The organism is Gordonia sp. SMJS1 (assembly GCF_029866425.1).
GTDB classification, from domain to species: domain Bacteria; phylum Actinomycetota; class Actinomycetes; order Mycobacteriales; family Mycobacteriaceae; genus Gordonia; species Gordonia hongkongensis.
In genome coordinates this window covers 995,171-1,019,748 of the sequence record NZ_CP123381.1, presented here as the reverse complement: position 1 = coordinate 1,019,748, position 24,578 = coordinate 995,171, and the positions used below count along the sequence as shown (strand labels likewise).

14 protein-coding genes and 1 pseudogene are annotated in these 24,578 nt (G+C 66.5%); 3 read left to right on the top strand and 12 right to left on the bottom strand.

All coding sequences use genetic code 11. The features are described from left to right. Positions 1-28: 28 nt before the first annotated feature. The 5 genes and pseudogenes from pglZ to QAD21_RS04685 all read right to left on the bottom strand — a co-directional run. Positions 29-1,555, bottom strand: a pseudogene (gene pglZ / locus QAD21_RS04705) (BREX-2 system phosphatase PglZ); the annotation flags it as partial. Positions 1,556-1,629: 74 nt separating this feature from the next. Then, positions 1,630-5,424 (bottom strand): phage resistance protein, encoded by a 3,795-nt coding sequence (locus QAD21_RS04700; RefSeq protein WP_348534491.1) that lies wholly within the window; start codon positions 5,422-5,424, stop codon positions 1,630-1,632. Further along, positions 5,355-8,960: a BREX-2 system adenine-specific DNA-methyltransferase PglX gene (pglX, locus tag QAD21_RS04695; RefSeq protein ID WP_280360571.1), complete on the bottom strand. Its 3,606-nt coding sequence runs from the start codon at positions 8,958-8,960 to the stop codon at positions 5,355-5,357. The genes QAD21_RS04700 and pglX overlap by 70 nt, the downstream gene beginning before the upstream one ends. Then, positions 8,957-11,119 carry a hypothetical protein gene (locus tag QAD21_RS04690; RefSeq protein WP_280360570.1) on the bottom strand — a complete coding sequence of 721 codons (2,163 nt, stop codon included), beginning with the start codon at positions 11,117-11,119 and terminating at the stop codon, positions 8,957-8,959. Before QAD21_RS04690 ends, pglX begins: the two co-directional genes overlap by 4 nt. Then, entirely contained in the window at positions 11,047-13,230 is a 2,184-nt protein-coding gene (locus QAD21_RS04685; RefSeq protein ID WP_280360569.1) for a protein kinase, read from the bottom strand. The genes QAD21_RS04690 and QAD21_RS04685 overlap by 73 nt, the downstream gene beginning before the upstream one ends. Positions 13,231-13,478: 248 nt before the next feature. Between QAD21_RS04685 and QAD21_RS04680 the strand changes: the two genes are divergently transcribed. After that, positions 13,479-14,744, top strand: coding sequence for a hypothetical protein (locus QAD21_RS04680; protein ID WP_280360568.1), 1,266 nt, complete (start codon positions 13,479-13,481; stop codon positions 14,742-14,744). Between the two features lie 83 nt (positions 14,745-14,827). Here the strand turns inward: QAD21_RS04680 and QAD21_RS04675 are convergent, their stop codons facing one another. Both QAD21_RS04675 and QAD21_RS04670 read right to left on the bottom strand, forming a co-directional pair. Then, positions 14,828-15,991 carry an acyl-CoA dehydrogenase gene (locus tag QAD21_RS04675; protein ID WP_078113016.1) on the bottom strand — a complete coding sequence of 388 codons (1,164 nt, stop codon included), beginning with the start codon at positions 15,989-15,991 and terminating at the stop codon, positions 14,828-14,830. 170 nt (positions 15,992-16,161) lie between these two features. Continuing rightward, entirely contained in the window at positions 16,162-16,857 is a 696-nt protein-coding gene (locus tag QAD21_RS04670; RefSeq protein ID WP_078113015.1) for a TetR family transcriptional regulator, read from the bottom strand. A gap of 157 nt (positions 16,858-17,014) precedes the next feature. On the opposite strand from QAD21_RS04670, the gene QAD21_RS04665 reads away from it, so the two are divergent. Both QAD21_RS04665 and QAD21_RS04660 read left to right on the top strand, forming a co-directional pair. Further along, entirely contained in the window at positions 17,015-19,108 is a 2,094-nt protein-coding gene (locus tag QAD21_RS04665) for an acyl-CoA dehydrogenase (RefSeq protein WP_137809723.1), read from the top strand. A 249-nt stretch (positions 19,109-19,357) separates the two neighbouring features. Beyond that, positions 19,358-20,062: a hypothetical protein gene (locus QAD21_RS04660; protein WP_280360567.1), complete on the top strand. Its 705-nt coding sequence runs from the start codon at positions 19,358-19,360 to the stop codon at positions 20,060-20,062. Here QAD21_RS04660 and QAD21_RS04655 read toward each other — a convergent pair. Genes QAD21_RS04655 through QAD21_RS04635 form a run of 5 tightly spaced genes read right to left on the bottom strand, consistent with a single transcriptional unit; the run spans position 20,044 to position 24,567 of the window. Further along, entirely contained in the window at positions 20,044-20,613 is a 570-nt protein-coding gene (locus QAD21_RS04655) for a DUF3093 domain-containing protein (RefSeq protein ID WP_065629209.1), read from the bottom strand. The genes QAD21_RS04660 and QAD21_RS04655 overlap by 19 nt on opposite strands. Positions 20,614-20,618: 5 nt before the next feature. Beyond that, a complete protein-coding gene (locus QAD21_RS04650; RefSeq protein ID WP_078113010.1) occupies positions 20,619-21,044 on the bottom strand; it encodes a hypothetical protein in 426 nt (141 codons plus the stop codon). Continuing rightward, positions 21,041-21,832 (bottom strand): hypothetical protein, encoded by a 792-nt coding sequence (locus QAD21_RS04645; RefSeq protein ID WP_280360566.1) that lies wholly within the window; start codon positions 21,830-21,832, stop codon positions 21,041-21,043. The genes QAD21_RS04650 and QAD21_RS04645 overlap by 4 nt, the downstream gene beginning before the upstream one ends. 48 nt (positions 21,833-21,880) lie before the next feature. After that, positions 21,881-22,858: a porphobilinogen synthase gene (hemB, locus tag QAD21_RS04640; RefSeq protein WP_159370155.1), complete on the bottom strand. Its 978-nt coding sequence runs from the start codon at positions 22,856-22,858 to the stop codon at positions 21,881-21,883. Between the two features lie 17 nt (positions 22,859-22,875). Next, positions 22,876-24,567 carry a bifunctional uroporphyrinogen-III C-methyltransferase/uroporphyrinogen-III synthase gene (locus tag QAD21_RS04635; RefSeq protein ID WP_068972462.1) on the bottom strand — a complete coding sequence of 564 codons (1,692 nt, stop codon included), beginning with the start codon at positions 24,565-24,567 and terminating at the stop codon, positions 22,876-22,878. Positions 24,568-24,578 lie beyond the last annotated feature (11 nt).

Here is a 24,578-nt window from a genome sequence, read left to right as displayed (position 1 = left end):
GCTCTGTCGCGTCCGTTCCCTCCCGGAGGTGACCGCACAGGAGTGAGCATCGGCTGCGGCCGGTCAGGGTCGGCAAAACTGCCAGTGCGCCCGTCCGCTGGGACGCTCCGCCGACTGTCGCCTCGCTCCAGCCTGCCTCACGTGCCGCGGCGACGACGTCGATAGCCGCCGCCATCGACAGTGCGTCCACCACGATCAACAAGGTCGGGGTGCGTGCGGCCAACGGGAAGACAATGTCGCGCAGGAGGTTTTCCACCACCAACCCGGTGGGTTGCGGTGTGTCGGCCAAGGCCGCTGCAAAACGCCGGTCAACAGCGCGACGCCGGACGACGACGCGATCGATGACGCATGCGATGGCCTCGGCCAGGCCCCGGTGCTCGACTCCACGGCGCGCGGTGACTAGTGCGGCGTCCACCCACGCGCCATCCCGGGCGTAGCCGGCGATCAGTGCCTCGAGTCCGCGAGAAGTGTCTTCGTCTTCGACGAGCCATCGCAACAGACGCACCGCGGCCTCGGCACCCACGAGCGAGGAATCTTCTGCCGCCAGCAAGTGGCGAGTCACCTCGTACCAGGCGGCTTCGACTCGGGCGACAGCATCGGCGGTCGGTACGGCTGCGGAATCGTCGGGGATCGCTGCGACGATCGTCTGCGCCAGTGTGTCGAAGCGTGCCGACAGGCCGTGCGGCAACAGTTCAGAGGAAGCTGCCAGTTCGGCGATCCCCAGGTTGTCGACGAGTGCTGTTGCAGTGGTGACGACCACGCGCCGTGCCGCGCGGTCGAGTTGGCCGATCACGAGCCCGGATACGTCCTCGGACCAGTTGACGAGGTCGGCCTCGGTCAGACGGCCGAGACCGTAGCGGCCGAGGAACATTCCGCGGGCCAACTCACGGCCGGGTGCTTTGTCGACCATGAGCCCGGCGACCAGCCCCAGCGGCACCAGGTCTCCGATGCGATCGGTGGCGAGCAGGCGGCCGACCGCGGAGCCGAGCCGGCCCGCGCGTTCGGCCAGCCACTCGGTGGCCGACGCCGCTACCGCGGCGCCGCCGACGGCGCGGAGGTGTGCAAGATCGTCGGACACCTCGCGTCGCAGGCTCCATTCCAGCACTGCCGACGCATCAATCTCTACCTGCGGGTCATCGGTCACCCGTAGCGTCGCGTACGCCAGTGTCGACATCGCGTGATCGCGGGTGAGGACTCCACCGGGTGCGGGCGTCACTGCGGTGTTCGACAGGGCGGCGAGCAGCCCGAGCGCGAGGCCACGGTCGTCGGGTACCCGGTAGAGGGCGGGTTCGATCGTATTGGCAGCGAACATAGATCGCAGCGCCGCCCACGGGTCCGGGGTGAGAAGCCGGTTGTCGATCAGGTGCGCGAGGACCCCGTCACCCAGTTCCTTCTCGTCGACCGGGGTGAGGATCACCAACCATCCCTGTTCGTCTCGGGTCTCGATCGCTTCCCACACCGCCAGCGTCGACGGGCAGGGCGCGACCGTCACCGTCACACCGTCGTGGGTGAACGTCCCGTCCTTCCATGTGGCCGACGCGCGCAGTCCGAGCACGCCGTGTCGGTAGCTCTTGTCGACTGCCTGCCGCAACCGGGCAGCGATGATCGGCCGTGTCGCGGTGAGGGTGCTCACTCGATCCACCACTTCACCCGCACCCGGGACCCATTGGCGGCCAATGCCTCCCGTAACGATATGGCGAGATCGTCGACGTCGGCCGCACCGGCGACGCTGACGTCGTGTGTGGCCTGTTGCTTGCCAGCGTCGGTCGATTCGCCGTCGTCGTGGTCCTCGTTCCGGTCCTCATCGTCGTCGTCATTCGGCTTCGACTGGCCGTCCACCACCCAGTCGACGACCTTGCCCTCGATCCTGCCAACCTCGTCGCGAAGCGACCGGCCGGGTGTGACGATGAGTTCCTCGAAACTGCGCACGATAGATCGTGCTGCGGCCCCCCGCTCGCCGCCGAGGTCGCGGCCCGCGACGACGGATTCGAGTAGACGCCATTTGAAACTGCGCAGCGCGACCGCGTCTGCACCCGCGTCGACCCGCATCTGCCCGGCCGTCTGGACGGCGACGAGAAGCTGCATCTGCGCCAGTTTCGTGATGAGCGCGACGTTGCCACCCGTCCCCGCGAGTTCGTCGAGGAACTCGGACAGCTCGCGGACTGCGGCGAGTCGATCGGAATCGGCCACGTCCAGCCCCAGTGCGCGATGCGCGGTGGCCAGCTGTTCGGCGACGTTCTGCAGCTCGGCCCGACGCTCGCCTGCCTTTGTGCGCACGGTGTCGGCGAACTCGGCGACATTGCCACCGGTCAGGAAGGTCCGCGGCATCGTGTACCCGAACAGTTGGCTGGCGTGAAGCCGCGCTTTCTCCCAGTCGGTGTCGTCGGGCAGTTCCTCGGCGCGCAGTTCGATGCTCTCGCGCAACGCGCCGAGCTTGAGCGAGCGCGCCGGTGCCCCTGCGTCGAACCACGCCCGTTTGCGGAGCAACGCCCACGCCCACACGATGAGGTCTCGCGCTTCAGGTCGTAGCCCCCAGGCCGGAGTGACGGTGTCGATGCGTCGCTGCAGCACCCCCACGGTTACGCGATCGGCATCCGCGGCCGCCCGGTCGAGCTCTCCGGCCCAGAACGCGAAGGTGTCCTCGCCGAAGAGATAGTGATCCTCGGTGGCCTTGCCGACACGTAGTGGCTCTGCGACCCGCTGCACGGTCTTGCGTTCGGTGCCCGGCAGTGTCGGCACCCGTCCGGTGCTGTCGGTGGCTGCGCGCTCGACGTAGTCGCGCACGACCTCGTACTGGCGGGCGGTGACCTCTTCGGAGGGGTTGATGAACTGTGGGTGGGAGGGATAGACGGCGGTGAACGCCTGGTCGATGACCTTGTCGAAGGCCTCGCTCAACGTCAGGGCAGCCGGCAGTTTCGGGCTGAAATCCTTGCTGAGGGAGATCAGTACCTCGGTGTGGCCGGGGTCGTCGACGAACATCTTGGGGTCTGGCGCCTCAATGCCGTATGCCTGCCGAAGCAGCAGGTCGAACGAGGTGAGAATGCCGCGGTGCAGATTCTCCAGGATGCCACGTGCCTGCGCGCGATCTGATGCCGAAAGATGGTCGGAGTTCTCCTGCCACCTCTCGCCGCTGCCGGTGAACAACCAGTCCAGCTTCACCAGCAGCGCGAGATCGTCGAGAGCCTTGGCGGAGAAGAAATTCGGCAACCACGCGACGCAGTGCCGATCACCGCCGGCCAGCAGACGATCGATACGGACGATGTCGTCGGCAGCGGAGAAGTTCTGTTCATCGAACGGGTAGTCGACGACGAGTTTCCAGGTTCCCGGACGGTTGTCGAAGCTCTGTTCGGGCACTGATCCGGGATCTCGGACGTTGCCGAACACGACGTCGACTTCGCGTCGTGACCCCCGCCAGATGATGGTGCGGGTGGCTGCCCCGACAAGGTCATCCTGCGCGGTGCTGACGCCCAATGCGCGGTGCACCAGAGTCCGGATCAGCACACGACGACGACCGGAATTGTCCTCGGCCCTGATGCGATCCAGTACCGACTGATAGTCAACGTCGGACAACTGCACACGGATGATCGGATTGGCACCCTCGGACACGGTGATCTCAGGGACGTCCTTGGCCCAGCCGCGCACCACACCGAGCACCACCCGGGCTTCGCCACCGCGCAGTTTGGAGCGGATCGAGCCGTGGTTAAGTGCAGCCAGCCGGGACGCGGTGATGTCCTGCAGTGCAGGCACCTTGGGGGCAACCGCCGACAACAGTAGCGTTTTGGCGATCCGCTCGTGGGCCCGAAATCCCACCGGCACAGAGGACGGATCGTCGTTGAGCTGCTCCTCGGTGACCTCGTGCGCGCGCAGCAGGATCGGGAGGAGTTTGGTGCGGTACAGATCCGAGGCCGCGGTGAACATCGTGCCGGCGTGCGAATCGATCGGGGTGTTGCCCTCGACGATGTAATCGAAGGCGTCGCCTACAGGGATCAGGTCCGCGGTGGTCAAGGTATCGCGACGGTCGACCAGCATCCGCTGCATCACTTTGAGGGCCGTGCGCTCACGCTGCATCACCGACGACAGATGCCGCAGGGTGGCGACCAGCGCCGGGGAGAACGGATAGGTCAGCCGGAACTCCCGCTCCGATGCTCCAGTGTGGTTGTCGGTGGCATTCATGCTGTCGCGCAGTACGTCCCACACGTCGGGACTGCGGTTGACCGAACGGAATGCCTCGTCGAGCACAGCGGCCGCAGCATCGTCGCGGGGCCGCAGCAGCCGTGCGTGGGCGACTTCGGCGAGGTTGTCGTCGCCGAGCTCGATCTCGTAGAAGCGTTCCTTCTGGTAGTGGAAGGCACGATCGAGCGCATCTTGTTCGGCGCCGGAGGCCCCGGCATCAGCGAACCACTTGCGTAGATCCATCTGCCGAGACACGAAGGACACCAACGGGATCGGCCGACGGCTACCGGACGATTCGACGAGCTTGGTCAGTTTTTGCGACTCGCGGGAGAAGAACTCACTGTCAGTCACGGAGAATGCCAGCCACAACACAAGTTCGTCGAGGAACAGCACGACCGCGTCGTAACCGAGCGACTGGGCGTGCTCGGTGATGGCCACCAAGCCGCGATCGAGGTCGACGTAGGTGGCCTGCTCCACGAATGATCCGTAGTAGCTACGCACAAGCGCCGACACCAGGGTGGTTCGCCGGGTGTCTTCTGGTGGTGCGGCGACCGCGGCCAAATAGGTGTCGAGGTCCCAGGTGTCGCCACCGAGTACCGCTCCCCACGCGTCGGACGAGTCACCCGCGGTGCCACCCTCGCTGAGACCGGCAAGGAATGCGGCGTCGCCGATCTGACCGCGAAGCCTCTCGGCATCCTCGATGAGAGTGTCGGTGACGTGAATGGCGGGCAAGTGTGCCTCAGGGTGCAGGCGGGCGATCTGCCGCAGGTACCCGCGGAAGACCGCTTCCTCCAAGCTCTTTGCCCCCAGAAGGTGGTAGGTGAGCCGCAGAATGGATTTGCCGCCGAGCTGTTCGTCGTAGCGGCCGGTGAGCGACGTGTACTTCGATGTGCGAGCGGCCGGATGATTGCCGAGCAGCGCGTACAGCACCGCCATGAAGTGCGACTTACCGGAGCCGAACGAGCCGGTGAGGAATGCTGCTCGCGATGTCTGCTTGTCGATTCCGTCGGCCACCAAGCCAAGAGCCGCAGCGAAGTTCGCTTCAAGCGACTCGGTGAGCACGTACTGGTCAAGTGTCGCCCGGATGTGTGCGTCGTCATCGGTGCTGTCGGTCAGACGCAGGACGTAGTCGTCGGCTCCGGTGCGTTCGGGAATGTCGATGACATCGCGCAACAGGGTGCTCATACCGAAGTGTCCTCCGTCTTCTTCTTCCGGGTACGACGCCCGCGGACGGGAGCCGGTGGACGCCATGCCGACAACTCGTCCGGTCCGATGCCGAGTTCGACGCTGTGCGAACGCAATACCTCGTCGATGGTGTCGGCGACCGACTCGCCGAACTCGGGGTCGATCTCGCCGTGCCACTGACGTACCCACGGCATCAGTTCGGCCAGTCCGGCCAGCATCGGCACCAGCTTGTCGCGGCTGGTCTGATCCCAGCCGTCTGAGCTGATGCGCTCATCGATCAGACCGGCCAGCGCGAGGGCCTGTTCGGCGTGATCCCATCCGGCCCAGCCGAACAGCATTGTCGGGTCGGAATCACGACCAGCTTCTGGGTAGGAGATGAACCGCTCCTTAGGGACGTCGAGCTTGCCGCGCCGCGACCAGTACGACGTCTTGAGAAAGTCGGTGGGCTTGTACTTGGGCGGCACCGGTATCGGCGCGTCCAACTTCTCGCCAGCATCCTCGCGGCGTTGCAGATCCCAGGTATGTTCCCACGCTTCACGTTTGATGAGGCCGCTCGGCTTGTACCGCCACGCAGCCAGATACGGCACGCCCTCGTCGGCCAGGAGGTTCTCCAGCGCCGCGCCGGTCGACACATCCGGGCTTCCCGCCCACAACCGCAACACCCGCCGGAAGCCCTCGTCGCGGTCCAGTCGATCAGCCAACTGCGCGACACTACGCGGAGTCGGATGACCGTCCTCAAACCACAGCTCGCGATGCTCCACCCGATCGAGCATCCAGTCCCGCAGAGCCTCGGTGACGCGCTTGTCCCACGGATCACTCGCCCACCGCCGTTTATGTTCCGGCTTCTCCAACAATCGGATTCCCGGATTCGATGCGATCACGTCCAGACGACGCTGGAGTACCTCGCGGTAGTCCGCCGGGAGATGTGCCGGGATCTCAGTGACTGGCGTGGAACGGTGGCGCTCAAACCAGGCAGTATACTCGCCGCCCTCGACAGCACGGGCAAGTACAATCTCAAAGGCACGCTCACCCAGCGCAACTCCCGGGAGATCTCCCGCATACGTGAGGTCGTCGTCAATCAAGCCATACAGCTGATAACACTCCCAGTCGAGCTCCTCCTGATGGGCAATCATTAACGCGCGCAGACGCTCCGACTCGACACGAGCTGCATCCAGAGCTTCGGCCGTGGGCACCGCACGCTCTACAACCGCCGAAGGAGCCTGGGCCGCGAGTTCGTGAGCGAGAGTGCCGAGCATGCGCGCACGAACCAACGGATACGAGGACGGCAGCGGGAAGTCTTTCAGCGTCGTTCCGTTGATTTGGTAGAAGTTCTCCCATTGGTCGAGCGTTGTTCGAGCACCGCTACTGTCGACTGTGCTTCCCTTGTTGTGACACTTCTGTTTGAACCAGAAGCAAGCGACCGAGCTGTTCAGCACCCCGAGCAACCGCAGATGGTCGTCCTCGCTCGACCCCTCCGGCAACTTGATCACCGGCGCAGTACGGTTGAACACCTTTCCGCCGCGGTCCAGGACGAAATGATTGTGGGTCGCAACTTCGGCGAAGGTGATGGCGAGTGGAGTGCGGAGCTTACCCGCGGTCAGGCGGCCAAACGCATGCCACTTGAGCCCCGCTTCGACTTTGGTCTTACCACCGAACATTTTGTTCTGCGACAACTGATTTCTGAACGGCCACATGAACTTTGCGGTACGGTTGATGTGCTCAAGCGGAATCACTTTGAAGCCCGAGTCGTATGGCCAAACCGCCTGGTCGTGCGGTAGTTGATTCCAATCTCGCAGTTCGTCACCAGCTACCATTTCGCGCGTTGACTCAATGGCATCACCGCGCTCTAGGACACCAGGCGGCTGAATGAACACATCGTCCTCAAGAGTGAAGGACGTAATACCGATGGAAGCCGCGATCTTGTCCAAGATACTTGCGCGACTATCCTCTACTGCCTTCAACAGCTCAACGGCTCCGCCCCCGGACAGGCTCCACGGGTGCTGCTGCAGGGCAGCTCGCGGCATGTCCGTCACACTGATCCAGTTGCTTTCAAATCCAGGCTCGTCTACGTGCTCGGTAATCGCGGACCACACCAAGCCCTTCGCAGCGTCGTTAGGCCGACCGGGTTCGCCCCGGACACCAAGCACTGCACGGACCGTCGGCACGGCGTTGGCGATACCTCGGTTCCTGGCCACCAGAATCACCGTCGGCGTGCCGTGACCGGGTATATATGCACCGGATGTGTCCACGACCATCTGCAGGTCTTTATATCCCAGGAAGTCCTTGATCAGCTTGGTGCCGAACCCGCGCTTCATGAACGAGTTGGCCGTGATCTGCCCTACCCACCCAGGTTTCCCGGATGAACCGTCCTTGGCCAGTTCAAAGAACAGTTCCATGAAGGGGACAGTGAGCACGTACTTGCCGTGACATGTCGTGTAGTGACGGCGATAGAGGTCACGCAACGCGGCATCTTTGATGCTGATGTACGGCGGGTTGCCCACCACCGCATCGTGTTCTCGACGCAAGATCGCCTTCAGCGATTCCGTGTTCTCTGTCGCCAGGGCGAACTCCGATAACCCGGCCGATAGCAGGTCATCGTTCATGGCTTCCTGCCGCGACCCCCACAACAGCGAGTCACCCGCCGCGAGTTTCAGCTGGATGTCGACCAGCTTCTCGATCGACTTGTCACCACTGGCGTTGAGCGCCTCAACAATGAGTCGGAATCTCGCGATTGCGACGGCGAAAGGATTGATGTCCACGCCGTACACCGACTCGAGTGCGCGCTGCACCAGCACCCGCTGTCCCAACGCGGGGGCTTCACGCTGCCACCGATCCAGTAACCGACGGAACGCGCCGAGCAGGAAGTGGCCCGAGCCGCAGGTCGGATCGATGACAGTGAAACCCTCAAGCGGACGTTCATCGAGCGCGGGTTCCAAAGTCTGGTCGAGGATGAACTCCTCCACGAAATCCGGCGTCTGCAAGAGCGCATACGTGTGCTTCGCAAACTCGGACAGATCCTGGTAGATGTCGCCGAGAAACCGGGTGTCGACGCCGGTGAAGGTCCAACGTGGCTCACCTTCATCGTCCTTGTCCCACCAGAACTCGAGCAACTCACGGGCGGCGTCGCCCGACGGCGCGACTTGGTGCAGCGGGGAGTAGGAGTCGACCAGTCCGCGCGTCGCATCCAGCGTCGAAAAGTGCTCGGCGATCGTGTTCAACCAATCCCGGTCGGTGTGTTCAAGATTGGCGGCGAAGTAGGTTCGCCGCGCGTCGAGGGCTTCCTGGCGGGAGTCGGCGTCGGGTCCACCGATCCACGCCTTCGACACCAGCGCATTATCCTCGCAATAACGCGCGAACACGGTCAGTAGCAGCCACGCCACCGCCGACTGAGTGACCCGTTCATCGCGCCACGCCTGCCACGACGCGGCCGTCCGCTGCGCGGCCAACGCTTCGGCATGCTCAGCGCGCCACGCCTCGCCGACACCGGCCTGCCGGGCTGCGACGTCGTCGCCGTCGACCCTGGCCCGCAGGTCATCTTCAAGCCCGGCCAACTGTGTACGCAATGCCTTGACCAACTCCGCCGCAACAAACGCCACGGTCACACCACCTCACTTGCTTCCGTATCGCCGTCGTGCGCGGGTGTTGAATTGGCCCCAGTCGACCACACAACGAATTGCCCTCCCGGAGAGCCCAATTGGATGGGCTTCCCGTCCACCGTCGCTCCGCGTTGCCCACGCAACTGCGGGACGACCGCCCACACCGGGCGCCGGCGTGGCGCTGAAAGGTCGCTCAGGTGGGCCAGCACGTCAAGGTAGCCATAGCGGGCCAGCGGGGAGAGTTCGGTGAGGATCAGCGGTCCGCTGCCGGACTGCACGTTCTCGCCGAACACTTGCTGTTCCAGCTCGATGCGGAACTGCGGCATCACCTGATCGAGGACGGCCCGCAGACCTCGGGCGTCGCGAGTGCCGGATTCCGCGGCGTCGGCGCTCTGCACCAAGTCCCAGGGCAGACCTTTGGCCGAGGAGAAGTCTCGCATCCTCGCGATGATCGCGCCGGTCACGTCACATAGCTCTCCCCTGTGATCACCTGCCAAGGAGCGAGCGATCGCATCATGATCGCCGGGTCGATACACCGGTACGCCGATGACAACGAATCCGTTCTCGCGCAGAGAGGTTGCCAACACGTCCCGCTGGGCTCGAACGTCCCCGCCTGCCCACTTCGGCTCAGCATCCGCCGGCGCCGATCCCTGGTGGGTGGCGGGCCGCGTATGCAGGGACGTCTGGCTTGGTGGCGCCTGTGTCTCGTAGCGGTAACGCGACCGGGACTCATCCCACCAGAGCCCGAGCCCGGCGCGCGCAACAATCGGGTCCAGGTGCGGGCGCTGGGGAAGGCGATCCAACTCTGGGAACCGTGCCGCCACCCGTGCCCGCACTTCTGCCGCGGTGAGTTCTTCGGTCTGGGCGAGACCGCCGAGCGCAAGGCGCAACGCGGTGGTCGGTTCCAAAGTCCGCGAATGCAATTCGCCGCGACCGGACACTGCGGTGTGCCGCGAGATCGCGGCGGCCAGCCGTACCAGCCGTCCGTCGCTCGGCGCCGGAACCTGGGCGTCCGAGTCGGTGGCGCTGCGATAGGCGCGGCTGAAAGCGCGGTTGAGTTCTCGGACTGCAGACCCGGCTGAAACCACCCCATCGGCCGTACCGGTCGTGTGCGCCGCAGTGACCAGTTCGTCGGCGCGTCTGGCAGCGGCTTCGGCTGCGGCCAACAGCTTTTCGTCGTCGGCGACCAGGCTCAATCGGCCGCCGTGCCGTCGACGCACCAATTGCCGGTTACCTTCGGCGGATTCATGCTCGGTCAGCCGGTCGTAGGCGACACGCAACAATCCCGCGGCCACTCGTTCACGGCGGGTCCGCTCCGCGACATCCGCCGCCCCGGCGTCTGCTTGCGGCAACCTGCTCCGAATCTCAGCAGTGAGAGTGGAGATCGCCACCACCCCACCGGAATCGCTGAGTGCCGAGTTCGCGACGTCCAGCAGTCCGTCGAGCAACGCGCGGGTCTCACTGTTGTCTCCCCAGTCCGCCTGCAGCTCCTTGATGAGCTGATGACCACGCGGCAAGGTCTTGCCCAAGGCGGTGGCGAGCTCGTGACCGCTTGCGAAAGCGTCGAGTCCGGGACGGGTTCCCAGCAGCAGTTCCGCTGCGTGGCGCCGGGTACTGGCGCGCTGAGTGGAGACCGCGTTCAGCAGCAGCGTCACCGCGTCGTCGAGCCCGAGCAACTCTTTCGAACTGTGCGAGGTGAGACGCTTCTTCTTGGGGTTGAGCTTCTTCACCCACGCCTGATAGCGGTTCAGGATCTCCCGGCGGGTCGGCTTCGCCTCTTTGGCGACCAACCGATTCAGCCTGGTGGAATCCAGCGCGAGGAGTTCACCGACGGTTGTGACCTGCGCCGCTGCCAGAGCCGATACCGCACGGGCGGAGAGTCCGGCATCCGGCAGAGCGGTCGACGTGTCGACATCGGCGCTGATGACGGAGTCGGCGGTTGCCGAGTCCAGGTCGGTGAAGACCTGCCGCCAGGTGTGCAGCATGTCCTCGGCGGTGTCGGGACGGGTCGCCGCGTGGCGGGAGAGCGCGGACGTGAAGAAGGCGGTGAGCGCAGCAGCCACCGCCGGTTCGAACATGTCGGGCTTGACGGTCACATCGTCGTCGGTGGCCGCCGGATTGACCTCGGGATCAGTCCCGTACTGTGGCGCAAGCCCTGTGGCCATTTCGAAGAGCACCACTGCGGCGCCGTAACGCTCGGCGGCGGTGTCGTACTGGCGGCGGCCGTCGAGGCCGAGGAACGGGTCCAGGTAAGGCGGGGTGCCGGCCTCGATGTTGCGGGGTCGACCCCGGCCATGGAGAAGTCGAACATCAACAGATGGGTGTCGGCGCGATTGCTGGGCGCGAACACACCCAGATTCGACGGCTTCAGGTCGCGATGCATCACTCCGGCACGTTCGAGAGCGACCAGTGCCTGCAGTAGATCGGTGCCCCACCGTTCGAGCAGATCGATCGACAGCCGACCGGCTTTGGCGGTGAGTTCTTCGGCGAGGGTGGTGCTACCGGCGTATTGCACCACCAGCGCGTCGCGTCCCCCGACGGTCACTTCCGACGACAGCTGCACGATCCGCGGGTCGTTGAGTTTCCCGAGGAGCTGGGCCTCGTCATGCAGGCGGCGAGCGGCCTCATCGTCGCGGGCGACCTTCAGGACACGCTCGGCGTTACCTGCTTGCCGGTCGATGACCAAGATGCCGACGGCAGTCGATCCCGCACCGAGTCGTCGTTTGTATTCGAACCGGCCATCGCCCAGGTCGTCCCCTGGTCCGGCCTCCAGAGGGTCACGGCTCGTGTCGGGCTGGGTGAGTTCGCGGCGAACCTGCTCGAGTCCGTCGAGCAGATCAGCCATCGTCGAGAACCGCTCGGCCGGAACCGGGTGGGTTGTCTTGAGTACCCAGTCGCGCAGCGCCGACGGCACCTGCGGCATGTCGGCGGCGAGGTCCAGGCCGTGGTCGCGGCGTAACCGATCCATCAGCTCACCGCGTTCGGTGGCCGGCGCCCGCCCCCCGGTCAGCAGGTAGAACGCCAGCGCACCCACGCCGAAGACGTCTAATCGCGCCGGATCGGTGGACTTCAGGTCCTCGGGTGCGGCGAACAACCGCGCCTGTTCGCTCAGGGCGCCGGCCATCAGACTCAACGCACCGGCGGTCAACCGGGTGACCCCCGATTCGGCGTTGGCCGGCAACACCCCGGCGGTGTCCCAATCGGTCACCTGCGGATGCAGTTTGCTGCCCCGAGCGCGAATCGTGATGGCACGTGGATTGAGCGTTCGGTGGACCACGCGGTGCCGGTGCGCGTACTGGATGATCTCGGCGATCTCGGCGACCAGTTCGAGTTGATCGTCCAGGGTCAACCGCGTGCGGTTGTCCGCGAGCCACAGGTCGAGTCGTGCGTCATCCCTCGACTGGGTGAATACGAGGCCGATACCGAGCTCGGGTTCTTTCACCACGTCGACCGGCACTTGCAGGCCGTCGCGTCGTAGTCGCGCCAGGAGCCGGTACTCGTGTTCGACGGCGCGGACCTGGGCGTGCTGATCGGCCGGGCTTGCGCCGGGCCGGGGTAGGTAGAAGCGGATGCGGGCGTGGCGCTCGGTGTCGACGTGATGGAACGCCGGCCAGTCCTGCCAGCCTTCGCCGTCGCCGAGCGGTTCCTCGTCGATCACCCACGATCCGACCTCGCGTTGCCGTCGCGGCGCAAGACCGATCGCCTCCATGAGATCCCGGATCAACAGCGACTTCTCTTCGCTGATCGGTTCGTGCTTGGGGGACTGTAGGAGTCGCTGCCCGATCCCGGGCAATCGGCTGGTGCGTTCGTTCTCATCGAACCCGTAGATGTTGATGGTGGAGCTCGCGGGCAGTTCACAGACGAAATCGGGGTGATGCAGGAACACCAGTTCCTGCACGTACGGAATGACCTTGCCCGCGCCTCGCTGACCGGTCCTCTCCTCGATCCGGTCCTTGAGAAGCGACTTGAAGTACTGCGCTTTGCGACGCGCAAGCAGCAGCGGCGAGTCCTCTGACCGGTGCCCGGCGCGTTGCCATACATGGTCGTTGCCGCGCAGCACACCCTTGTAGTACTTCAGCTCGATCAGATATAGCGTGTCGGACGCAAGGACCAGGAGATCGACCTCGTGCCAGCGTCCCCGGTTGTCACGAAACTCGAAATTCGACCAAGCCCGGAACGGAGCGGTGTCGGGCAGCAACTTCTTGATGTAGGCGAGCCCCTTCGCCTCATGCTCGAACTGCGACGGTGAGATCTCGACCCACCGCTCATCGTGCACCGAATACACCTCCGGAACGCATCGTGGATGTCCGACTCAATCTAGCGCGAAGTGCCGGAGCAGACAGGGCGGGGTGACCGTATTCGACGGCACCGACATTCGCCGGAGCGCTACCCGTTCACCTGTCCGGTCGACGCCTCGCCCGATGTCGTGCCCGCCGTCGGCGGCGTATGCCACACTCTCGCTCGACACCGTGTCGCAGAGCACGGCCGCGCCGGTGAGGAGAAGTGATGGGGCTACGGGCACGCGTGCAGAACCGCGCCGCCGAGGCGATCCGGACCGTACGGGACAAGCGCGATGAGCGCCGCGAACGCAGGTACCTCGAAACACATCCGTCGCGCGCAACCAGCACCGTCGTCGCCGATCTGGAAAACCGCTTCTACGACGGGCTCGTCGAATGCAACGAGAACCTCCGCGAGACTGCACGGAAGAATTCGTTCGACATCGAATTCGTGCCCCAGGACCCGCAGTATGTTCGGAGCGCTGCGGTCGCCGCGGTGAATCGCGAGGTGTCGGCCCTGGTCAACCGATTCCCCTCGGACATCAAAGAGTCGTCGACACCGGACGTGTCCGCGGCCTGCTGGGAGATGCTGTGCGGCTTGACAGATCACCTCAACAATCTCGGGTTCACGGCCACCCGCTATCCCGACGACATCCTCGACGACGTCGAAGGGGCGATGCGCAGACAGAATGCGTCGCGCACGTTCCGCAGCGACGAGCGGGTTCAGTGGCTGGTCACCAACAACCAGCAGCCGGCGTTGGAGCCCCGCAGGAGCAGGGACAGGAGGTACGCCGCGAGACTCCTGGCAGGCACATCCGATACGCATGTCGCTCCGATCAACCAGTACGTCGACGAATTGCGTCGCGAACAGGGCGAGTGGGTACCTTACGTGGCCCCGACATACGGCGGGGTTCATGCACGCGTCCTTTGCCTGTTCCAACACACCGGCCGGTGGGCCCAGCTGTCCGGCGACGACGCCGAAAGCATGTTGAGCCTTGAACACCCGGGGGACTTCGCGGCGCGACATCTCGCGTTCCTGACCGGAGCCGGGATCCCCCCGGACGCCGTCCAGTCGTGGAACGTCTACCCGTGGGAATGCAATCGACGACCTTCCGCCGGGGAGCTGATGCGTGGCGCACCGACCATCGCCCGCATCGTATCGATGATGCCGCAACTGGAAATCGTTGTGCTGCACGGCCGCGTCACGTACGACGCGTGGCAGTACGCCAGTAACCAGGACCCCGACCTTCGCCGCTCTCCGGTCGTGAGGACCTACGACACCGGCTCGTTGGTTGTTTCAGGCAGTTCCGATGAAAACGAACGCCGTACGCGCAAGATCGCCGATGATCTCGCCACGGTGTCGGATGCACTTCGAGCGGCAGATCGCACAAGAGCCAACGATCCGAGTGGGTCGTCGGCCCAGTGTCGGGACGCAGACGGTGTGCCTTACCTGAACGAGCCTCCGCCCGAAGAATCCGAACCGCCGTATCCTGACGACGATTGGCGGGACTGAAGCCACACCGCGGGAACAGAATTCGCCCCGTCGGCGATGCCGACGGGGCGAATCCCTTGGTGAGCTGGTGAGCTAAACCGTGCTCAGCGCAGCAGCGCGCGGCTCATGACGACGCGCTGGATCTGGTTGGTGCCCTCGTAGATCTGGGTGATCTTGGCGTCGCGCATCATGCGCTCGACCGGGAAGTCGCGGGTGTAACCGGCACCGCCGAAGAGCTGGACGGCGTCGGTGGTGACCTCCATGGCGACGTCGGAGGCGAAGCACTTCGACGCCGAGGAGATGAAGCCCAGGTTCTTCTCGCCGCGCTCGGCGCGAGCGGCCGAGGTGTAGACCATGAGGCGAGCGGCCTCGACCTTCATCGCCATGTCGGCGATCATGAACTCGACGCCCTGGAACGAGCTGATCGGCTTGCCGAACTGCTTGCGGTCCTTGACATATGCGATGGCCTGGTCGAGCGCGCCCTGCGCGATGCCGACGGCCTGCGCGCCGATGGTCGGGCGGGTGTGGTCGAGGGTCTGCAGGGCGGTCTTGAAGCCGGTGCCCTCGTCGCCGATGATGCGGTCGAGCGGGATGGTGCAGTCCTCGAAGTACAGCTCCGCGGTCGGCGAACCCTTGATGCCGAGCTTCTTCTCCAGCGGTCCGACGGTGAAGCCGGGGTCGTCCTTGTGGACCATGAACGCGGAGATGCCGTTGGCCTTCTTCTCCGGGTCGGTCACGGCCATCACGGTGTACCAGGAGGACTTGCCGCCGTTGGTGATCCAGCACTTGGACCCGTTGAGGACCCAGTTGTTGCCGTCCTTACGGGCGCGGGTCTTCATGCCCGCGGCATCCGAACCGGCCTCGCGCTCACTCAGGGCGTACGACGCCATGTCCTCACCGGAGGCGATGCCGGGCAGCACCTGCTGCTTGAGTTCGTCGGAGCCGTTGAGGATCAGGCCCATGGTGCCGAGCTTGTTGACCGCGGGAATGAGCGACGACGATGCGTCGACGCGGGCGACCTCTTCGATGACGATGCAGGCGGCGATGGAGTCGCCACCCTGGCCGCCGTATTCCTCGGGCACGTGGATGGCGTTGAAACCCGATGCGACGAGGGCGTCGAGCGCCTCTTGCGGGAACCGCGAGTTCTCGTCGACGTCGGCGGCGTGCGGCTCGATCTCCTTCTCGGAGAGCGCACGGATCGCCTCGCGCAGCGCGATGTGCTCTTCCGGGAGCTCGAAGACGTTGAAGTCGGGATTTCCGTAGCCCATGACAACTCCTCACGGCACAGCGAGTGCCTGTTCGTTCCCGGCACACGGGGTGCCGGCAGATGTTGACAACCAGTTCAGCACGGCACTGAGTGCCATGTCAATCGATGCAATCCCCGTCCCCGCCGATTGTCCCCGAAACCGGCGCCGATGTCCCGCAGCCCTCCGCCGGGTCAGTCCTCCCCCAGCTCTTCGGCCACCCGACGTGCGACTTCCGAGCGAGACATCCCGGCCGGATAGGCAACCACGGTGACCTGTCCGCGCGACCCGCCGCCCGGGACCGATGCGCCGCCGGCGCCCCCGGCACCGAGTGCCATCGCCACTCGGTGCAGCTCGTCCCGCAGTCGTTCGGGGGTGGCTTCGGCGTCGCCGCGGATCATCTGCCGCAGCAGGAAGTTGTGGGTGCCCGTGACCGCCGCGACGTAGGCAACCACCCGCACCGGCGACTCGCCGGGCAACCGTGCGCGCAGGAACTCCTCGAACGCACCCTGGTAGCGGTACGTCGTCACCAGCTCCCGATCCCGCAGCGCGGGCACCTCCTGCACCACCTGTGCGCGCCGCACCGCGAGTTCGCGATCCCGGACGAAGTGGGCGAAGACCAGCTCGGCCGCCGCACATACCGCCAGCCACGGATCCTCGTCGGAGGCCGCGAGCCGGTCGCCGACCTGCGCGAGCAGCGACTCGTGGTCGGCGAAGATCACGTCCTCCTTCGACCCGAACTGCCGGAAGAACGTGCGACGGGACATCCCGGCGGCGGCCGCGAGCTGCTCGACGGTCGTCGACTCGTAACCGTGCTCGCTGAACAGACGGATGGACTCGGCGACGACACGCGTGCGGAAGGCGGCCGGATCGGTGTCCGCGACTGACATGGGACAAGTATCACCACATCGAGGCGACGAGACCCTCGGACCGTCCCGAACCGGGAGTTCGGCGCGGACCCGTGCAGCGGATCGGTGCGCATTACTCGTCAGTAGCGACCGCCACAAAAGCTGGGTCCGACGCGTGGTCACTACGTACGGTGGAGCCATGGCAACCCCCACCGCTCCCACCGAGAAGACCCCGGCTGAGAAGAGCTCGACGGAGAAGACCCCGTCGACGACGAGTCCGACACCCATCGCGACCGAACCGACCGTCGACGACCCGGTCGCCCCGACCGACGTCTCCGCCGACGACGAACTGTCCGCGGACGAGCGTGCCCTGCTCGTCGACAATCTGCGGTTCGTCCTCGACGGTCGCTGGCGCGCGACGAGGGAGACGGTGCGGGAGAACTCGAACCGCGCCGACCTCCTGCCCGACCCGTCCCGGACGCTCGACGAGGCGCGCGCCCACACCCTCGAGGTGATGCGCGAGCTCGCCTCGCAGGGTTTCGCGGCCGCCGGTTTCGCCGAGGACCACGGCGGCAGCGGCGACATCGGCGCGTCGATCACCGCCATCGAGATGCTCGGCTACGCGGACCTGTCCCTCATGGTCAAGGCGGGCGTGCAATGGGGTCTCTTCGGCGGCGCCGTCGAAAACCTCGGTACCGCACGGCATCACGAGAAGTACGTGCCCGGCATCATCGACCTGAGCGTCCTCGGGTGCTTCGCGATGACCGAGACCGGGCACGGTTCGAACGTGCAGGCCATCGAGACCACGGCGACCTACGACCGTGAGGCCCGCGAGTTCGTGATCAACTCCCCCACCCCGTCGTCCCGCAAGGACTACATCGGCGGTGCCGCCGCGCACGCCCGGTACGCCGCGGTGTTCGCCCAGCTCGTCACCGGCGGGCCCGACGAGGAGCCCGAAGGTCGTGGCGTCCACTGTTTCGTGGTGCCGATCCGCGACGAGGACGGCTCCGACCTGCCCGGCGTCACCACCAGCGACTGCGGGTACAAGGGCGGACTCGCCGGCGTCGACAACGGCCGGATCATGTTCGACAACGTCCGCATCCCCGCGGAGAACCTGCTCAACCGCTACGCCGACGTCGCCGAAGACGGCAGCTACAGCTCGCCGATCGAGAACACCAACCGTCGCTTCTTCACCATGCTGGGCACCCTCATCCGCGGCCGCGTCAGCGTGGCGGCGACCGCGGGTGCCGCCGGCCGCAAGGCGCTGGCACTCTCGACCCGCTACGGATTGATCCGCAAGCAGTTCGAGGCGCCCGAGGGCACCGACGAGATCACCGTGATGGACTACCTCGGTCACCAGCGAAAGCTGTTGCCGCTCATCGCGAAGTCGTACGCGATCGGATTCGCGCAGAACGAGATCGTCGACGAACTGCACGAGGTCCAGTCGGTCGCACCCGACGACTCCGACGCCGGACGCCAGCGCCAGCTCGAGGGGCAGGCCGCCGGCCTCAAGGCCTACGCCACGTGGCACGCCTCCCACGCGATCAACGTCAGCCGTGAAGCCTGCGGCGGCGCAGGCTATCTCGACGAGAACCAGCTGTCGATCATGCGGGGTGACATCGACGTCTTCACCACCTTCGAGGGCGACAACACGATCATGACGCAGCTCATCGCCAAGGAGCTGCTGTCGGCGTACTCCGAAGATGTCCAAGGACTCTCGGCGGGCGGCTGGGTGCGCTTCATCGCGGGGATGGCCCGCGACGTGGTGGCCGAGAAGACCGCGGTCCGGCAGGTCGTGCAGACCCTGCTCGACGGTTCCGACGAGGACACCGAGAAGTCGGCGCTCACCGACCGCAGCACCCAGATCAGGTTGTTCCGCAACCGCGAGGACCACCTCGTCCGGACGTGCGCGCAACGTCTACGCCGCGCGCTCGACGACGACAACGACGCCTTCGAGGTGTTCAACAACGCGCAGGACCACCTGCTGAAGGTCGGGCACGCACACATCGAACGCGTGGTGCTCGAGGCCTTCGTCGAGGCGATCGAGAACTGCGATTCACGTTCGGCGGCAGAGCTTCTGGGCAAGGTGTGCGACCTGTTCGTCTACTCGGCACTCGAGGACGACCTGTCCTGGTTCATGATGCACCGGCACATCTCGGTGGAGCGCGCCAAGGCGATCCGCCGCGGCGTGAACGAGCTCTGCCAGGAACTGCGGCCGCATGCCCGGTCGCTCGTCGACGCCTTCGGCGTCCCGGAAGAGCTGCTGCGCGCACCCATGCTCCAGAACGGCTGACCCCCGCTCTCGAGACCATCGCGGCCACCGTCGAACAGACGGTGGCCGCGTTTTCGTTTCGGCACCGGTGTTTGGGCCTGCGCATCACGGGCATACTGCCGTCGACCAGCTCTACGCGACCTACGACGAACGCGATGGGCACCCCGCAGAAGCCGCAGTTCGGCACCGAGAAGGGTGTCATGGGCAAGATCAAGGACGTCGTCGATCCGGACCCGTCCGGCTAGGAACGCACCGACAACCGGAGTTCTCATGAACGCACTACCCGACCTCATCACGACCCCGTTCCGCTGGCTGGCCGCCCTCAGACACGCCCGGGTGTTCCACCCCGACGGTCTGCTGTGTGGGGGCACGGCCGCGCTGTCGGCCGACCACCCACTCCCCTTCCACAGCGGACCGGTGTCGGTGCGGGTGTCCAAGGGAATCGGCACACCCGGCGGCCTACCGGACATCGTCGGGCTGGCCATCCGCTTCCCGTCGACCGACCCCGGCACCGTCGGCGGCGGCGGGGTGTCGCCGTCGACCAATGCCACCGGCGCGTGGGATCTCCTGCTCGCCGGCCCGGCGCCGCTCGACGGCCGACTGCCCGTCCCGCTGCCGACGACGCACTGGGCCACCGCGGTGTCGAGCCTGACGCCGTACCGGTACGACGGTGACCTGTACTGGATTCGGGCGCGCATCCTCGAACCGTCGGACTCGTCGGGCCTGTCGATCGAGGACCTGGCCGCCCGTCTCCGCCGCAACCAACCGATCGTGATCGTCCTGGAGGCCGGCGCCGGACGATTCGTGCCGGTCGTCCGGATCGAACTCGACCACGTCCTCACCGGACTCGACGTGGATTTCGACCCCATCCTGCACCGGCCCGAGGGCGTCGAGTTCGCCCCGTCGTGGCTCGGGGATCTACGACGCCGCGCCTATCGCGACAGCCGGGCGGGACGTCACTCCGTCGTGTCCTGATCCTCCGAGGACGGTTCCGTCGTCGACGTCCCCCGAGGCGGCAGCCCCAGCCGGACGGCCTCGTGCGCCTGCGTGAGCTCGCTGCGCAACCGCTCGACATCGCGGGCCCATGCCTGCGCGATCCGCCCGGAGGTCAGCTGCACGCCGATCCCCTTGCGGCGGCGCGGCACACCGTGCAGCTCGCCCAACGCGGACGCACTCTCCCAGTCCTCGGGGGTGTGGCTGTGATTGGGCGGGAAGATCTTCGCGATGTCGGCCAGCGGCGTCGTGACGGCTCCCTGGCGGAGCGTGGTCTCGGTGAGCTCGACGCTGACATGCCGACGGGCTGCCGACACCTGCACGAGCGAGAACCCCAGCAGCAGCACGAAGAAGATCGCCAGCACCGGCCAGTGCACCTGACCGGGCCCGGCGATCTCCATCGCGAGGACCGCGCCCACCAGGACCGGACCGATCAGCACCACCCACCAGCTGCCGCCGGACTCGGCGAACAGCACCTCACCCGCCGGCTCGACGGGGTCGGAGTCGTGACCTTCCGGATCGTCGTCGGTCATGTGCCCTACTTGCGCGACCGCGGCGTCTTGGGTTCCGGCTCCTTGCCGGTGTACCAGGTCTCGGCGGGCGGACGGTAGGCCAGCAGGGACCCGAACAGACCGACGAGTCCCGCGAGCAACGGGAACGCGAAGAAGTTCATCCCCAGGCTCAGGAACAGCAGCATGGCCACGACGACCAGGGTCAGCGCCGCCAGCGACGACCGCCACCGCGCATCGCCGGTGTAGGCCTTGCTGCCCAGCAGGATGTACCCGACACCCACGACGGCGACCATGGCGCCGAGCACCCCGGACGTTACGGTCCCGGTGTCGCTGGCCGCCGACACGACGATGACCAGTGCACCGAGCGCGATCAGCAGTGCGCCGGAGGTCAGCCAGCACCGGTAGGCCCAGACGACGAGTTTCGGACGCAGCGCCGGATCAGGACTTGTCACTGGTTCTTCGGTCCTTCGTTCTGGTTGTCGGTGCCCCGGTTCTCCGGATGCGGCTTGTCGAGGTGAACGGGCTCGGATCGTGCGTCGTCGGAGTACGGGCCGGGCGCGCCGCGCTGTTCGCTGTCACCATACGGCCTGTTCTGGCCGTACGGGTTCTGGCCGTACGGGTTCTGGCCGTACGGGTTCGGGCCGTAGGGGTTCGGGCCGTACGGGTTCTGGCCGTACGGGTTCTGGCCGTAGGGGTACGGGGGCGCCGGCGGGTGGACCGGCTGCGGCTTCCGCGCTGCGGCCATCTCCCGGCAGTACTTTTCCGAGTCCCCGCGCATGAGGAGCACGGTCGCACCGAGCGCCGCGACGCCGCTGATCACCTGCGGGACCATCGCCCAGGCCGGCGACGTGTCGCCACCGAACAGCGAGAAGAGCAGGCTGACCACGACGTAGACACCCATCGCCGACAGCACGATCCGCGCCCAGTTGTAGCCCTTACGGGTGAACCAGACGACCAAGGCCGTGATCGCGGTGAGCAACAGCGACGTCACGACCAGCACACCGACCACGAACCCCGACGAGGTCATGAAGTCGATCTGCTCGGGCGGGACCCCTTCCTGCGGAGCAGAACTCACCTGATCGCGGATCATGTCGACGAAGGTGCCGGTCTGCGCGAACATCGCCACGATCTGCCCGACGATCACCACCACCCACAGCTCGACGGCGATGGAGACGGAGTCGGGGATCTTCGGTCGCGACGGCGCGCCGGGGTCGGACGCGGGGTCGTACGGTGCGGACATGGGACCAGCCTAGTGAACGGGCAGCACGACGAGCCCTACACGCTCAGGTCAGGACAGGCGCTGCGCCACCTCGGCCGCCCAGTAGGTCAGGACGATCGACGCACCGGCCCGTCGGATGGCGGTCAGCGATTCCAGGATCGCCGCGTCGCGATCGATCCACCCGCGTTCGGCGGCGGCGGAGATCATCGAGTACTCACCGCTGATCTGGTAGGCCGCGACCGGCACGTCGCTCATGTCGGCGACGTCGCGCACGATGTCGAGGTAACTCATCGCCGGTTTCACCATCACGATGTCGGCGCCCTCCTCGAGGTCGAGCCGGACCTCGCGCAGCGCCTCGACCCGGTTGGCCGCGTCCTGCTGGTACGTGCGCCGGTCGCCCTGCAACGACGAGCCGACCGCCTCGCGGAACGGGCCGTAGAACGCCGAGGCGTACTTCGCGGCGTAGGCCAGGATCCCGGTGTCGGTGAAGCCCGCCGCGTCGAGGGCGGCCCGGATCGTGGCGACCTGGCCGTCCATCATCCCGCTCGGCCCGAGGAGATGCGCACCCGCCCGCGCCTGGGCCAGGGACATCGACACGTAGCGTGCGAGGGTCTCGTCGTTGTCGACGCGACCCCGCCCGTCGACGACGCCGCAGTGCCCGTGATCGGTGAACTCGTCGAGGCACGTGTCGGCCATCAGGACCGTGGCATCCCCGAGATCGTCACCGAGGGTGCGCAGAGCCCGGTTGAGGATTCCGTCGTCGGCATCCGCGCCCGACCCGGTGGCGTCCTTGTCCTCGGCGCGCGGCACCCCGAACAGCATGAGCCCGCCGACACCGGCGTCGACGGCCTCGGCCGCGGCGGTCCGCAGCGAATCCATCGTGTGCTGCACGACGCCCGGCATCGACGAGATCGGTACCGGGTCGTCGATGCCGTCGGCGACGAACATCGGCAGCACCAGATGTCGCGGCTCCAACGAGGTCTCGGCGACCAGCCGGCGCATGGCCGGGGTGGTCCGCAGTCGTCGGGGCCGGATCACGGGTGGCATTGAGATCTCCTCGGAACTCAGGAACGCGAGCGGCGAGACTTCTTGCGCGGGGGCGGAAGTGCGCCCTCGGCCCGAAGTCGGGCGGCGTGCTCGGCGAGCGCGTCGACGAGTTCGAGCACCGATGCGTTCTCCGGCTGCACATCCACCCGGAGGCCGAATTCCGTTGCGGTCTCGGCGGTCTTGGGCCCGATGCACGCGACGATGGTGCGCGCGTGCGGCTTTCCGGCGATGCCCACGAGATTGCGCACGGTCGAGCTGGAGGTGAAGCAGACCGCGTCGAAACCACCGGTCTTGATCATCTCGCGGGTCTCGGCGGGCGGCGGTGCGGCGCGCACGGTGCGGTAAGCGGTGACGTCGTCGATCTCCCAGCCGCGGTCGCGCAGTCCCTCGGACAGTGTCTCGGTCGCGATGTCGGCGCGCGGCAACAGGACTCGGTTCACCGGGTCGAAGACGTCGTCGTAGGGCGGGAAGTCCTCGAGGAGACCGAGCGAGCTCTGCTCACCCGACGGCACGAGTTCGGGGTTGATGCCGAAGGAGCGCACCTTCTCGGCGGTGGCCTCACCGACGCAGGCGATCTTGACGCCGGAGAACGCCCGGGCGTCCAGCCCGAACTCGGCGAACTTCTCCCACACCGCGCGCACCGCGTTGGTGGAGGTGAACACCACCCACTGGTACCGCCCGTCGACAAGACCCTTGACGGCGCGTTCCATCTGCGCGGGGCTCCGCGGCGGCTCGACCGCGATGGTCGGCACCTCCTTGGGCATCGCACCGTGGCTGACGAGGCGTTCGCTCATGTCGCCGGCCTGGTCCTTCGTCCGCGGCACCAGGACGGTCCAGCCGTACAGGGCGCGCGACTCCCACCACGACAGCTTGCCGCGCGCACCCACGACCTTGCCGACCGTGACGATCAGCGGACCGGTGAGCGCGTTGCCCTGCTCGTTGAGCGTCGCGAGCGTGGCCTCGATGGTGCGCTGCGCACAGGTGGTGCCGTTGATGGTGATGGCGGCCGGGGTCTGGGGGGCCATGCCGTGCTCGGTGAGCGCGCTGGCGGTCTCGGCCAGGTGGCCCGATGTCGCGTGCAGCACCAGCGGGCCGGGGGCCGCGGCCAGCGCGGCCCAGTCGACCTCGCCGCGCACGTCGGCCTCGGTGTGGGTGGAACCGAGCGGCATGCCGGCGTAGCTCGGGACCACGGATGCGGCGGGCAGGCCCGGCAGCACCTCGAAGGTGACGGTCGTACGGGCGACGGCGTTGACCTCGGCGAGGACCGAATCGGTGGTCAGCGGATCGCCGGCGACCACGCGCACGACGTCGTCGCCGTTGCGGGCCGCGGCCACGAGGGTCTTGGCGACCTCGGCCGGGTCGCCGAGCGCCGGTCGGACCACCGACTCCTCGTCGGCCTGCCCGGCATCGGCCGCGCCGGCCTCGTCACCGACGGCCTGCGAGTCGTCGGCCGATCCGGCGGGCGTCGACGCGGCGTCGTCAGCGGGTTTCTCGGCCTTCTTGGTGGATCGGCGAGTGTCGGCGGCGGGTTCGTCGCGATGCGCACTGCCGATCAGCGACACCACCGGCGCGGGTACATCGGGGTCGATGTAGGCGGTGGTCGCGTTGGTGATCACGGTGCGTGCCCGCACGGTGAGCAGGTCTGGGTCCCCTGGACCCGACCCCACGAACAGGATCCGTCCGGGATTTGCCTTCTTCGTACGGCTCATGGGTTCGCACT